Origin of the sequence: Microbacterium testaceum, from assembly GCF_001476285.1 — a bacterium.
GTDB lineage: Bacteria > Actinomycetota > Actinomycetes > Actinomycetales > Microbacteriaceae > Microbacterium > Microbacterium testaceum_B.
The window spans coordinates 101,698-115,249 of sequence record NZ_LDRU01000020.1; the positions used below are offsets into that span (position 1 = coordinate 101,698).

Sequence of the window (13,552 nt, forward strand, 5' to 3'; positions counted from 1 at the left end):
GTGGGGTGACCGAAACGGTGGATGTCCTCATTGTCGCATCCGAGCCTCCGGTCTTCGCCCACCCGGGCGACGCCGGAGCCGACCTGACCTCCGCGGAGGCCCTGCGTCTCGAACCCGGTCGACGCGCGCTCGTGTCCACCGGGGTCCGCATCGCGCTGCCCGAGGGTTACGCTGCGTTCGTCGTCCCGCGCAGCGGACTGGCCGCCAAGCACGGCATCACGATCGTCAACTCTCCGGGGACGATCGATGCGGGCTATCGCGGCGAGATCAAGGTCGCCCTCCTCAACACAGACCTCGACGAGGCCTACGACATCTCCGTGGGCGACCGCATCGCCCAGCTCATCGTGATGCCCGTCCCGCCCGTGCGCTTCGTCCCCGTCGACGACCTGCCCGACAGTGTGCGCGGCGAGGGCGGATTCGGATCGAGCGGATACCAGAACCTTCAAGGGAGCACCCGATGACCGACGACGCTCAGCCCACCTCCGAAACCGACGACGCCGCCCTCGAGGTGGCGATCTCCGCGAAAAGCGCTCCCGCTGATCGCGAAAGCAGCGGGCCGTTCGACGAGGCGGAGGCGAACCCGGTTCGCCCGTACATCGATCTCGGCGGCATCAAGATCCTTCCGCGCGAAGGCCTGAACCTCCGGCTCGAGGTCGAGGAGCAGACGAAGCGGATCGTGGCCGTCGGCCTCGATTACGCCGACTCCACCCTCCAGGTGCAGCCGTTCGCCGCTCCCCGCACGAGCGGGCTGTGGGGCGAGACTCGCGAACAGATCCGTCAGCAGGTCAAGCAGCAGGGCGGTCGCGTCGAGGAGCGCGAGGGCCCTCTGGGTCCCGAACTGCTCGCCGAGGTCCCGGTCATGGGTGGCGCCGAGGGGGCGGGCAAGCGCCTCGCGCGCTTCGTCGGCGTCGACGGTCCGCGGTGGTTCCTGCGCGGCGTCATCGGGGGAGCGGCCACGACCGACGTCGAAGCCGCGGCGGCTGTCGAAGATCTCTACCGATCGATCGTCGTGGTGCGGGGCGGTTCGCCCATGCCGCCGCGCGACCTGATTCCCCTCCGGATGCCGGCGACCCCCGGCACGGCATGAGCGACGACGCGGCACGCCCGACGCGCGAGGGCGAGAACGTTCCCCTCGAACCGCCCGCCGCGGCCGACAGCCTGAGCGCTGCGCTCGGCAACGCGGCTCGACGCGCGGGCCTGGATCCGTCTGCTCACGCGTCGACCGGCTCGGCCGTGTGGTCGGCGATGGGCGGGTGGCGCGGCATCCTGGAATCGGTCCTGCCGTCGCTGGCGTTCGTCGTGCTCTTCACGGTCACCATCGATCCGACGACGGGGCAGGGGAACCTGTGGCTCAGCCTCGGCGTGTCGGTGGGCATCGCCCTCGTCTTCACGATCGCGCGACTGATCGCGAAGTCCCCGCCGAGCGCCGCCATCGGGGGCCTGCTCGCGACCGTGGCGGCGGCAGTCCTCGCGCTCGTCACGGGCCGGGGCCAGGACAACTTCGTGTTCGGGTTCTTCACGAACGGCGCGTACGGCACCGCGTTCCTGGTCTCCGCCCTGGTGGGCTGGCCGCTGATCGGTCTGGCGGCGGGCTACCTGACGGGGGAGGGCACCAGCTGGCGCGCCGACCGTCGCAAACGCCGGACTTACGTGTGGCTGTCCGTCGCCTGGGCCGCCCTGTTCGCGGCGCGCCTGATCGTGCAGCTGCCGCTGTACTTCGCCGGCGACGTCGTGGCGCTCGGCACGCTCAAGATCGTGATGGGCCTTCCGCTGTTCGCGCCGATGCTCGCCGTGACCTGGCTCACGGTCCGCGCCCTGGGACCTGCTCGCTCCGTTGCGCGCGAAGACTGATACATTTATCTTGATATCAAGATAAATACCCGTCTTCAGCGCGGTTAGGTCGGCCTTCCTGGCAGCGACCGAGCGGCGCGGGGAAGATGGGATTCGCGGGCTGACGCCTGCGCATTCGCCGACGAAGGAGACGATCGTGTCCACGGTTGACAGCTTCGGTGCCAAGAGCACCCTGACGGTCGGCAGCACCGACTACGAGATCTTCCGCATCGACACGGTCGCCGGTCACGAGAAGCTCCCGTTCAGCCTCAAGGTGCTGCTCGAGAACCTTCTCCGCACCGAGGATGGCGCCAACGTCACCAAGGAGCAGATCGAGGCCCTCGGTTCGTGGGTGCCCACGGCCGACCCCGACACCGAGATCCAGTTCACCCCCGCACGCGTGGTCATGCAGGACTTCACCGGGGTGCCCTGCATCGTCGACCTCGCCACCATGCGCGAGGCCGTGACGGCGCTGGGCGGCGACCCGAACAAGATCAACCCGCTCTCGCCCGCCGAGATGGTCATCGACCACTCGGTCATCGCCGACCTGTTCGGCAGCGAGAACGCCCTCGAGCGCAACGTCGAGATCGAGTACGAGCGCAACGGCGAGCGGTACCAGTTCCTCCGCTGGGGCCAGACGGCGTTCGACGACTTCAAGGTCGTCCCCCCGGGCACCGGCATCGTGCACCAGGTCAACATCGAGCACCTGGCCAAGGTCATCTACGACCGCACCGTCGACGGCGTGCTCCGCGCGTACCCCGACACCTGCGTCGGCACCGACTCCCACACCACGATGGTCAACGGCCTGGGCGTGCTCGGCTGGGGCGTCGGCGGTATCGAGGCCGAGGCGGCCATGCTCGGTCAGCCCGTGTCGATGCTGATCCCGCGCGTCGTCGGCTTCAAGCTCTCTGGCGAGATCCCCGCCGGTGTCACCGCGACCGACGTCGTCCTCACGATCACCGACATGCTCCGCAAGCACGGCGTCGTCGGCAAGTTCGTCGAGTTCTACGGCGAGGGCGTGGCCTCCGTGCCGCTCGCGAACCGCGCCACCATCGGCAACATGAGCCCCGAGTTCGGCTCGACCGCGGCGATGTTCCCGATCGACGACGTCACCCTCGACTACCTGCGCCTGACCGGTCGCGACGAGCAGACCGTCGCCCTCGTCGAGGCGTACGCCAAGGAGCAGAAGCTCTGGCACGACCCCGCCCGTGAGCTGGTCTTCAGCGAGTACATGGAGCTCGACCTCTCGACGGTCGTCCCCTCGATCGCCGGCCCGAAGCGTCCCCAGGACCGCATCCTGCTCTCCGAGGCCAAGTCGCAGTTCGAGAAGGACATCCTGAACTACGCGGATGCCTCGGTCTCGGACTCGATCGTCGACCTCGAGGTCGACGGCACCTTCCCGGCATCCGACCCGGGCGCCGTCCCGGGCGAAGAGACCGAGGACGTGACCGGCAGCGATGTGCTCATCTCCTCCGGCCACCCGGTGAACGCGTCGAACCCGGTCAAGGTCACCACCCCCGACGGGCAGTCGTACCTGCTCGACAACGGCGCCGTGACGCTCGCGGCGATCACGTCGTGCACGAACACGTCGAACCCGTCGGTCATGATCGCGGCGGGCCTGCTCGCCAAGAACGCCGTCGACAAGGGCCTGAAGCGCAAGCCGTGGGTCAAGACGACGCTCGGCCCCGGTTCCAAGGTCGTCACCGACTACTACGAGAAGTCCGGTCTCGACAAGGCGCTCGAGGGCCTCGACTTCTACACCGTCGGCTACGGCTGCACGATCTGCATCGGCAACTCGGGACCGCTCATCGAAGAGGTCTCCGAGGCCATCAACGAGAACGACCTCGCCGTGACGGCCGTCCTCTCGGGTAACCGCAACTTCGAGGGACGCATCAGCCCCGACGTGAAGATGAACTACCTGGCCTCCCCGCCGCTGGTGGTCGCCTACGCTCTCGCCGGCTCGATGAACTTCGACTTCGAGACCGACGCACTGGGCAAGGACCAGAACGGGAACGACGTCTTCCTGAAGGACATCTGGCCCGCTCCCGACCAGGTCCAGACGATCATCGACGCGTCCATCTCGCGCGAGCAGTTCATCCAGCAGTACGCCACCGTCTTCGAGGGCGACGAGCGCTGGAAGAACCTGCCCACCCCGACCGGCCCCGTCTTCGAATGGGATGCCGACTCGACGTACGTGCGTAAGGCACCCTACTTCGACGGTATGTCGATGGAGCCCTCGCCCGTCACCGACATCACGGGTGCGCGCGTGATGGCGACCCTCGGCGATTCGGTCACGACCGACCACATCAGCCCGGCCGGCAACATCAAGGCGGGCACCCCCGCCGCGCAGTACCTCACCGAGCACGGCGTCGCGCAGAAGGACTTCAACTCGTACGGCTCACGCCGTGGGAACCACGAGGTCATGATCCGCGGCACGTTCGCCAACATCCGCCTGAAGAACGAGATGGTCGCCGCCGTCAACGACGGCCAGATCATCGAGGGTGGCTACACCCGCGACTTCACGAAGGAGGGCGGCCCGCAGTCGTACATCTACGACGCGAGCCAGAACTACCAGGCTCAGGGCACCCCGCTGGTGATCTTCGGCGGCAAGGAGTACGGCTCGGGTTCGTCGCGCGACTGGGCGGCCAAGGGCACCAACCTCCTCGGCGTGAAGGCCGTCATCACCGAGAGCTTCGAGCGCATCCACCGCTCGAACCTCATCGGCATGGGGGTCGTCCCGCTGCAGTTCCCGGCCGGCGAGAGCTGGAAGTCGCTGGGCCTCGACGGCACCGAGATCGTCTCGATCGAGGGCCTCGAGCAGCTCAACGAGGGCGTCACGCCGAAGACGGTCAAGGTCACCGCCGAGCCGAGCGAGTTCTCGCCCGAGGGCAAGCAGACCGTCACCTTCGACGCCGTGGTCCGCATCGACACCCCCGGTGAGGCCGACTACTACCGCAACGGCGGCATCCTGCAGTACGTGCTGCGTTCGCTGGTCTGACCCACCGCGCGCCGGCCAGGAGCGCCCACCCCGATCCTTCGGGGTGGGCGCTCTTCGCATCCATCGGGCTCGGCCCACGCGAACCGGACCGCGACGACGGCGAACGCCCTCTGTCGCTCATCGTCGAGAGAGCATGCGGACCCGGGACGCAAGCCGTTGCCGGGCCCCGACCAGCCCCCGAGACTAGAATCGACACGTACGCGCGTCCCCGCGCGCACCGCACGAGAGGAGTCTTATGGCTCTCCTACCCGGCATTCACGGCCCCCGTGACCTCGACGGCCTGAGCACCGACGACCTGCGCCAACTGGCCGCGGAGGTCCGCGCTTTCCTCGTCGAGAACGTCTCCCGCACCGGCGGACACCTCGGTCCGAATCTCGGCGTCGTCGAGCTGACGATCGCCCTCCACAAGGTCTTCGACTCTCCGGCCGATCCGATCATCTTCGACACGGGGCACCAGTCCTACGTGCACAAGATGCTCACCGGTCGCCAGGACTTCGCGAACCTGCGCTCGCGCGGCGGCCTCGCCGGATACCCGCAGCGAGCCGAGAGCGAACACGACATCGTCGAGTCCTCCCACGCCTCCAGCTCGCTCAGCTGGGCCGACGGCGTCTCACGGGCCTTCAGTCGCACGGGGCGCCGCGATCGTCACGTCGTCGCCGTCGTCGGTGACGGTGCGCTCACGGGTGGCATGACGTGGGAGGCGCTGAACAACATCAGCGACGACAACGATCGCAACCTCGTCATCGTCGTGAACGACAACGGTCGCTCGTACGCGCCCACCATCGGAGGGATGGCGCGTTACCTCAACCGTGTGCGCACGAATGAGGCCTATCGCACGCTGCACCGCGGCTCCGACACTCTGTTCCGCCGTCTGGGGCCCGCCGCTCGCGCGGTCTACCGTGGCGTCCGCGGCGGCACCCACGGGTTCCTCTCGCGCTTCACCAACAACGAGGCGCTCTACAGCAACCTCGACATCAAGTACCTCGGTCCGATCGACGGGCACGACTTCGAGTCGCTCATCGAGACACTCGAACTCGCCAAGTCCTACGGCGCTCCCGTGATCGTCCACGCGATCACCGACAAGGGAAGCGGTTACGCGCCCGCCATGAGCGACGAGGCCGATCAGTTCCACGCTGTGGGCAAGATCGACCCGGTCACCGGTGAGGCCGTGGGCTCGGGCGGCGGCACGCAGTGGACCGATGTGTTCGCCGAAGAACTCCTCGCCGTCGGTGCCGAGCGAGAGGACGTCATCGCCATGACCGCCGCGATGCTGCGCCCGACCGGCCTGCAGCAGTTCGCCGAACGCTTCCCGGAGCGGGTGTACGACGTCGGCATCGCCGAGCAGCACGCGGTCGCCTCGGCCGCGGGTCTGGCCTTCGGCGGCCTGCACCCCGTCGTCGCGATCTACGCCACGTTCATGAACCGGGCGTTCGACCAGGTCATGATGGACGTCGCGCTGCACAGAGCGGGTGTCACGTTCGTGCTGGACCGCGCGGGGGTCACGGGCCCCGACGGCCCGAGCCATCACGGCATCTGGGACCTCGCCATGCTGCAGCTCGTCCCCGGCATCCGCATCGCCGCGCCGCGCGACGCAACGCGACTGCGCGAGGAGTTCCGCGAGGCCACGGCCATCGAGGACGCGCCGACGGTCGTGCGGTACCCCAAGGGCAAGGTGAACGCCGACGTCGAGGCGATCGAGCGCTTGCACGACGGTGTCGACGTGCTCAGCCGAGGCTCGAGCCCAGACGTCCTCCTCGTCGGTATCGGCCCGATGGTGCACCTGGCTCTCGAGGTCGCGGAGCGGCTGAAGGCGCAGGGGATCGGCGCGACCGTCATCGACCCGCGCTGGGCCATTCCCGTGCAGCCGTCGGTCGTCGACCTCGCGCGCGAGCACCGTCTCGTCATCACCATCGAGGACGGCATCCGTGTCGGCGGAGTGGGCACCCGCGTGCGCCAGGTCCTGCGCGAGGCCGGCGTCGACACGGCGGTCGACGAGCTCGGCATCCCGGACGAGTTCATCGACCACGCCACGCGCGAGCAGATCCTCGAAGATGCCGGTCTCACGGCATCCAAGATCGCCCACGACGTCGTGGCGCAGGTGCTCGGCACCCGCATCCCGATGGCGCGGCAGACGCCCACCGGCTCGATCCCCACGATCGAGGAGTGGGAGAAGTCCCGGCCCTGAAGCCTCTATCGACCACGACGGCGCCGCCCCCTCGGGGACGGCGCCGTCGTCATGTGCCGGGCCTCAGGCTCCGATGCCGCGGATGGGCGGGTGGTGGAACGTGTCGCCGAAGGCGCGCTCCGACGCCCCCTCACGGTCGAGATAGGGCGAGGCCCCGCCGTCGATGAAGGGCCAGCCGGCGCCGAGGATGAGGCACAGGTCGATGTCCTGCACCTCGGGCACCACGCCCTCCTCCAGCATGATTCTGATCTCCTGCGCGAGGCCGTCCTGCACGCGCGCGAGGATCGTCTCGGGCGCGACCGGCGTCTTTCCGGTGATGAGGACCTTCTGCGCGGCCTTCGTCCAACCGGTCATCCGGCCGCCCTTGTCCTTCTCGACGACCTCGGGGAGAGCGGCGAGCTCGTGGAAGTTCTCCGACGAGAAGAACCGCTCGGGGAACGCATGCGCCATCGTGTCCTGCACGTGCGCCGCGACCTTCCAGCCCACCAGGTCGATGAGCTGGAACGGCCCCATCGGAAGACCGAGCGGCGCGAACGCCTTCTCCACGACCGCGATCGGGGTGCCCTCGTACACGGCCCGCGCCGCCTCGCCCATGACCTTCGCCAGCAGGCGATTCACGACGAAGCCCGGGGCGTCGGCGGTGAGCACCGCGTTCTTGCCGAGCCCCTTGGCCACGACGAACGCGGTCGAGAGCGCGGCGTCGCTCGTGGCATCCGTCTTCACGACCTCGATGAGAGGCATGACCGCGACGGGGTTGAAGAAGTGGAAGCCCACGAGACGCTCGGGGTTCTGCAGCACAGAGCCGATCTCGGCCACGGAGAGCGACGAGGTGTTGGTCGCGAGGATCGCGTCCTCGGCGACGATTCTCTCGATCGCCGAGAACACCTCCTGCTTGACGCCGACCTCTTCGAACACGGCCTCGATGACGAAGTCGCAGTCCGCGAACTCCGAACGGTCGGTCGTGCCGTGCACGAGCGCGCGCAGCTGGTTGGCCGTGTCGCCGTCCAGGCGGCCCTTGGCCTCGAGCTTGCCGATCTCCTCACGGATGGATGCCACGCCCTTGTCGACGCGACCCTGATCGAGGTCGGTGATGACGACGGGCACACGCAGCTTCCGCACGAACAGCAGGGCGAACTGCGAGGCCATGAGACCCGCGCCGATGACGCCGACCTTCGTGACCTTCTTCGCCAGCGCCTTGTCGGGAGCCCCGACCGGACGCTTGGCGCGCTTCTGCACGAGGTCGAAGGCGTACATGGATGCCGCGAACTGGTCGCCCGTGATGAGGTCGGCCAGCGCCTCGTCCTCGCGGGCGAACCCCTCGGCCTTCGTGCCGCTCTTCGCCTTGTCGAGCAGGTCGAGCGCGACGTAGGGGGAGCGGGGGACGGTGCCGATCTTGGACTCGAGCATGCCGCGGGCCATCTTGATCGCGATCGGCCACTTGGTCAGTCGCTCGAGCTTGCCGGGCTCATTCTTCCGCTCGACGCGGACGCGACCGGTGAGCACGCCGTCGGCCCACCGCAGCGAGTCCTCGAGGTAGCTGGCCGCCGGGAAGATGGCATCCATGATCCCGAGGTCGAACGCCTGCTGGGGCTTGAGCATCCGGTTCTGCTTGAGCGGGTTCGAGATGACGACCTCGAGCGCGTTCTCGATGCCGATGAGGTTCGGCAGCAGGTACGCGCCGCCCCAGCCGGGGATGATGCCGAGGAACACCTCGGGCAGGGCGATCGCCGCGGCCGACGCATCGACCGTGCGGTAGGTCGAGTTCAGCGCGATCTCGAGGCCACCGCCGAGCGCGAGCCCGTTGACGAAAGCGAACGACGGGACGCCGAGGTCGGACAGTGAGCCGATGACCTGGTGCCCGCGCTGAGCGATGAGCCGGGCGACCTCCTTCGACGGCAGCTTGGCGACGTCGGACAGGTCGGCACCGGCCGCGAGGATGTACTGCTTGCCGGTGATGGCGACGGCGTGGATCTCGCCCGCCGCCGCACGGCGCTTCAGCGTCGCGAGGGTTTCGCCGAGCTCGGCGAGCGTCGCCGGGCCCAACGTGTTCGGACGCGTGTGGTCGCGGCCGTTGTCGAGCGTGATGAGCGCCAGCACGTTGCCCGAGGGCAGGCGCACATCGCGGACGGGGGAGTGGGTGATCACCTCGTCGCCGGTGAGGGCGTCGAGGGGGCTGAAGTCGATCGAGGTGTAGTCGGTCACTTGCGCTTCTTCTTTCCGTCGAAGAACGGGTTCTCCCAGATGACAGAGCCGCCCTGGCCGAGGCCGACGCACATGGCGGTGAGCCCGTAGCGCACGTCAGGCCGCTCGGCGAACTGCGCGGCCAGCTGGATCATGAGACGGACTCCGGATGCCGCGAGCGGGTGGCCGACGGCGATCGCACCGCCCCAGGGGTTCACGCGGGGGTCGTCGTCGGCGATGCCGAAGTGGTCGAGCAGCGAGATCACCTGGATCGCGAACGCCTCGTTCAGCTCGAACAGGCCGATGTCGTCGATCGTGAGTCCGGCCTTCTTGAGGGCCTTCTCGGTCGAGGGGATGGGGCCGATGCCCATGATCTCGGGCTCGACACCGGCGAACGCGAACGACACCATGCGCATCTTCGGCGTGAGACCGAATTCCTTCACGGCGTCGGCACCCGCGAGCAGGCTGATGGTCGCGCCGTCCGTCAGCGGCGAAGACGTGCCCGCCGTGACGCGACCGTGGGGGCGGAACGGCGTCTTCAGCGTCGCAAGACCCTCGACGGTGGTCTCGGGGCGGCGACCCTCGTCCTCGGTCGCGAGGCCCCAGGCGCCGTCGGCATCCTTCACCGCCACCGGCACGAGGTCGGGCTGGATCTTGCCGGCCTCGTAGGCGGCCTGCACCTTGTGCTGGCTCGCGGCGCCAAAACGATCGGCGCGCTCCTTGGTGAGGTGGGGGAACCGATCGTGGATGCGCTCGGCGGTGACGCCCATGTTCAGCGCACCCGGGTCGACGAGCTTCTCGGCTACGAAGCGGGGGTTGGGGTCGACGTTCCCTCCGATGGGGTGACGACCCATGTGCTCGACGCCGCCCGCGAGAGCGAGGTCGTACATGCCGACGCCGATCGAGGCGCCCATCGTGGTGACGCTGGTCATGGCGCCGGCGCACATGCGCTCGACCGCGAGACCCGGCACCGTCATCGGGAGCCCCGCGAGGATCGCCGCCGTGCGACCGAGGGTCAGACCCTGGTCACCGGTCTGCGACGTCGCGGCGATCGCCACGTCGTCGATGCGGTCCTTCGGCACGTCGCCGTTGCGCTCCATCAACCCGATGATCGCCTTGACGACCAGGTCGTCCGCGCGGGTGTTCCAGTACATTCCCTTCTCGCCGGCGCGCCCGAAAGGGGTGCGCATTCCGTCGACGAAGAAGACGTCCGTCATCTCGGCCACTCTGCCTCCAAAGTTTGGGATGACCCCAGCCTAGGAAGGCGGATTCCCGGCGAGGAATCGGTTGTCCGAACCTACGAATCCGTGCCAGAGGCGTCGTCGTCGGCTTTGAGGGAAGCTACAAAGCTATCCGCGATCACCTGTGCGGTCTGGTCAATCTGCCAGGGTCGCGCACCGAGCTCCGCCAGGGCGGCCCCGATGGTCTCGGCGGTCACCTCGGCGGGCGGAGCCCACGCCACCCGACGAAGCGTCTCGGGGGTGAGGAGGTTCTCGGTCGGCATGCGCAGTTCTTCGGCGCGCGCCTCGACGGCGGGGCGAGCCGCCTTCAGCCGACGGTCGGCCTCGGGGTTCCGGTCGACCCACGCGCGGGGCGGCGGGAGTGTGTCGCTGGGGACCCGGTCCGGCGGCAACTCGGTGTCTTCGCGGCCGGCGACGATGGCGTTCCACCAGCGGTCGAGCTGAGTACGGCTGGCCCGCCCGTTGAACTCCTTGACGCCGGCGAGCGCCTGCTTGCTCGCGGGATCCGCGAGCACGGCGGCCACCAGCGCGCGGTCGGGGACGAGCCGGCCGGGGGCGACGTCCTGCTCGCGGGCGTACTCCTCGCGGGCCCACCAGAGCGCACGGGCCACCGCGAGCGCCCGGCGACCGCGCACCGTGTGGAGGCCGCTCATCCGCCGCCACGGGTCTTCACGCGGCGGCTTCGGCAGGCGGTCGAGGACGGCCTGGAACTCCTGCCGCGCGAACTCGGTCTTCTGCTGCTCATCGAGCTCGGCGTCGAGCACGTCCCGCACGTCGATGAGGTGCTCGACGTCGAGAGCGGCGTACTCGAGCCAGGATGCCGGGAGCGGACGGGTCGACCAATCCGCCGCCGAGTGGGCCTTTGCCAACGTGATGCCCAGGGTCTGCTCGACGACGGCGCCGAGACCGACGCGCTCGTGTCCGAGCAGTCGCGCACCCAGCTCGGTGTCGAAGATGCGCGGGGGTTCGAGACCTCGCTCGCGCAGCGACGGCAGGTCCTGACTGGCCGCGTGGAACACCCACTCGATGTCTGCGATCGCGGCCTGCAGCGGCGAGAAGTCCTCGATCGTCGACGGATCGAAGAGGAAGACGCCCGCCTCCCGACGGAACACCTGGATGAGGTACGCGCGCTGCGAGTAGCGGAATCCCGATGCCCGCTCGACGTCCACCGCGACCGGCCCGGTGCCCGCAGCGAGGCGATCGGATGCCGACGCCAGTCCGGCGGCATCCTCGATGACGTTGTACTCAACCACGGGTGGGCCTCCGGGCTCCGAAGACGGCGACGCCCTCCGACCCCGGGGGGAGGCCGGCCAGCATGCACACGAGTTCCGCCCACGCGTCGAGATGGGGGCGGATGGGACCACGCGGCGACCATGACGCGCGAAGTTCGATCTGCGACCCCTCGCCCTGGGACGCGAGGGCCCCGAAGCCGGTCGAGAGGGTCTTGGTGGCGGTGCCCGATTCGGAATGCCGTTCGGCGCCGCGCGAGTCGAGGGCGTCGATGAGCCACGACCACGCCACCTGGGCCAGGAGGGGGTCGATGCCGATCTCGGGCTCCAGCGGCGCCTGCGCGAAGCACACCACACGCCACGCGCCACCCCACGCATCGGGTTCGTCCGGATCGTGCAGCAGGATGAAGCGCCCCGTGCCGAAAGGCGAGTCGGTCGAGTGTTCCTCCGGACGGACATCGCCCGCCAACGCCAGGGAGTGGGGCGCCAGGCCGGCGGGGGAGGGGATCTCGCGCACGACGAAATCGTCACGGAACGTGGCGGCGCGCACCTCCTCCATCGCCCGGGCGAAAGGGGTCGACGCCTCGGGTGAGCCCAGGTCAGTCACGGCCACAGACTAGAGTGAGGCCTCGATGAACGCTCCCAGGCGCGCCGCGCGGCCCGGCCCCTCGCGACGAACCGCATCGATCGCACGCGTGGGGATCGCGACTCTCGCGATGGCCTTCGGGGCGAGCCTCACGGCTCTGAGCGCGGTCTCGTTCCGCATGGCTCGAACCGTCATCACCCCCGCCGGTCGAGTTCCCAACACGCGGATCGTCTCGCTCGACACCGTCGCGCAGACGGTCACCCTCGACCGCACCGACGACACCGCCCTGCCGGGACGGTACGGGCTCTTCACCGTCGGAACCACCGACTATCTGCGGCTGGGGTCGGTGGTCGCCGACGACGGCGCAACGGTCACCCGGAAACTCCTCACCGAGGTCGCCGCCGACGACAGCATCGCCGCCGAGGCGGCTTTCAGCGGCTGGTACTACGACGAACCCGATCAGCTCCGGCTGCCGTACCGGTCGGTGCAGATCGAGACCCCCGTCGGGGCCTGCCCCGCGTGGGAGTTTCCCGCCGACTCGGTTTCCGCCTCCGAAGGGTCCGGCGGAGAGGGGTCCGGCGGAGAGGGGTCCGGCGTCTGGGTCATCCAGGTGCACGGTCGAGGCACGACGCGCGCCGAGACGCTTCGCGCCGTCCCGGTCTTCCACGCCCTCGGCATCACGGCTCTCGCGGTGTCGTACCGCAACGACGGAGAGGCGCCGCAGAGCGCGAGCGGCACCTACGCGCTCGGTGCGACCGAGTGGCGCGACGTCGATGCCGCGATCGAGTACGCCGCGGCCCACGGCGCGCGCCGCATCATCCTCATGGGGTGGTCGATGGGCGGCGCGATGTGCCTCCAGACCGAGGCCTTCTCGACGCATCGAGACCTGATCGCCGGACTCGTCCTGGAATCACCCGTCGTCGACTGGCGCACGGTCCTGCGCTATCAGAGCCGCCTCCTCAAGCTGCCCCGCCCGGTCCTCGGTCTCACCGAGCGCATCCTCGACTCCGCCTGGGGTGCCCGTCTGGTGCGCGGCGAGGCCATCCCCCTCGACCGCCTCGACCGTGTCGCCCACGCGGACGAGCTGCGGCATCCGGTCCTGATCCTCCACAGCGACGACGACGGTTTCGTGCCCAGCGACGCTTCGCACGCCCTCGCGGAGGCTCGCCCCGACCTCGTCACGATGGAGACGTTCGAGGTGGCCCGCCACACGAAGCTCTGGAACTACGACGAGACACGCTTCACCCGCGTGATCCAGGACTGGGTACGACGACAGGGACTCGCGTCGGCAGAGTGAGGGAT

General features: G+C 69.1%; 10 protein-coding genes. 6 read left to right on the forward strand and 4 right to left on the reverse strand.

Annotated elements, in window-relative coordinates:
• The first annotated feature begins 5 nt into the window (after positions 1 to 5).
• The 5 genes from dut (at position 6) to dxs (ending at position 7,013) form a co-directional block, all read left to right on the forward strand.
• Positions 6 to 461 carry a dUTP diphosphatase gene (gene dut, locus NS283_RS04405; RefSeq protein WP_058595664.1) on the forward strand — a complete coding sequence of 152 codons (456 nt, stop codon included), beginning with the start codon at positions 6 to 8 and terminating at the stop codon, positions 459 to 461.
• Positions 458 to 1,087 carry a DUF3710 domain-containing protein gene (locus NS283_RS04410; protein ID WP_058595665.1) on the forward strand — a complete coding sequence of 210 codons (630 nt, stop codon included), beginning with the start codon at positions 458 to 460 and terminating at the stop codon, positions 1,085 to 1,087. The genes dut and NS283_RS04410 overlap by 4 nt, the downstream gene beginning before the upstream one ends.
• Positions 1,084 to 1,851, forward strand: coding sequence for a DUF3159 domain-containing protein (locus NS283_RS04415; RefSeq protein WP_058595666.1), 768 nt, complete (start codon positions 1,084 to 1,086; stop codon positions 1,849 to 1,851). Before NS283_RS04410 ends, NS283_RS04415 begins: the two co-directional genes overlap by 4 nt.
• 136 nt (positions 1,852 to 1,987) lie before the next feature.
• Positions 1,988 to 4,828: an aconitate hydratase gene (locus NS283_RS04420; protein WP_058595667.1), complete on the forward strand. Its 2,841-nt coding sequence runs from the start codon at positions 1,988 to 1,990 to the stop codon at positions 4,826 to 4,828.
• A gap of 235 nt (positions 4,829 to 5,063) precedes the next feature.
• On the forward strand, positions 5,064 to 7,013 hold the full coding sequence (gene dxs, locus NS283_RS04425) for a 1-deoxy-D-xylulose-5-phosphate synthase (RefSeq protein WP_058595668.1): 1,950 nt from the start codon (positions 5,064 to 5,066) through the stop codon (positions 7,011 to 7,013).
• Positions 7,014 to 7,076: 63 nt separating this feature from the next.
• Here the strand turns inward: dxs and NS283_RS04430 are convergent, their stop codons facing one another.
• The 4 genes from NS283_RS04430 to NS283_RS04445 form a co-directional block, all read right to left on the reverse strand.
• Complete coding sequence (locus NS283_RS04430) at positions 7,077 to 9,215, reverse strand: 3-hydroxyacyl-CoA dehydrogenase NAD-binding domain-containing protein (protein WP_058595669.1); 2,139 nt, start codon at positions 9,213 to 9,215, stop codon at positions 7,077 to 7,079.
• Positions 9,212 to 10,420: a thiolase family protein gene (locus NS283_RS04435; protein WP_058595670.1), complete on the reverse strand. Its 1,209-nt coding sequence runs from the start codon at positions 10,418 to 10,420 to the stop codon at positions 9,212 to 9,214. Before NS283_RS04435 ends, NS283_RS04430 begins: the two co-directional genes overlap by 4 nt.
• A 71-nt stretch (positions 10,421 to 10,491) precedes the next feature.
• Positions 10,492 to 11,688, reverse strand: a complete 1,197-nt coding sequence (locus NS283_RS04440; protein WP_058595671.1) for a ribonuclease D — start codon at positions 11,686 to 11,688, stop codon at positions 10,492 to 10,494.
• Positions 11,681 to 12,223: a DUF3000 domain-containing protein gene (locus NS283_RS04445; RefSeq protein ID WP_058595672.1), complete on the reverse strand. Its 543-nt coding sequence runs from the start codon at positions 12,221 to 12,223 to the stop codon at positions 11,681 to 11,683. The genes NS283_RS04440 and NS283_RS04445 overlap by 8 nt, the downstream gene beginning before the upstream one ends.
• A gap of 73 nt (positions 12,224 to 12,296) precedes the next feature.
• Here NS283_RS04445 and NS283_RS04450 point away from each other — a divergent pair, with 73 nt between their 5' ends.
• Positions 12,297 to 13,547 (forward strand): alpha/beta hydrolase family protein, encoded by a 1,251-nt coding sequence (locus NS283_RS04450; protein ID WP_058595673.1) that lies wholly within the window; start codon positions 12,297 to 12,299, stop codon positions 13,545 to 13,547.
• The last annotated feature ends 5 nt before the right edge of the window (positions 13,548 to 13,552 follow it).

What these genes read in the sequence shown, in the direction of transcription:
- dxs (WP_058595668.1), top strand. Translation starts at nt 5,064, where the DNA reads ATGGCTCTCCTACCCGGCATTCACGGCCCCCGTGACCTCGACGGCCTG.
- NS283_RS04415 (WP_058595666.1), top strand. Translation starts at nt 1,084, where the DNA reads ATGAGCGACGACGCGGCACGCCCGACGCGCGAGGGCGAGAACGTTCCC.
- NS283_RS04445 (WP_058595672.1), bottom strand. Translation starts at nt 12,223, where the DNA reads ATGGAGGAGGTGCGCGCCGCCACGTTCCGTGACGATTTCGTCGTGCGC.
- NS283_RS04410 (WP_058595665.1), top strand. Translation starts at nt 458, where the DNA reads ATGACCGACGACGCTCAGCCCACCTCCGAAACCGACGACGCCGCCCTC.
- NS283_RS04450 (WP_058595673.1), top strand. Translation starts at nt 12,297, where the DNA reads ATGAACGCTCCCAGGCGCGCCGCGCGGCCCGGCCCCTCGCGACGAACC.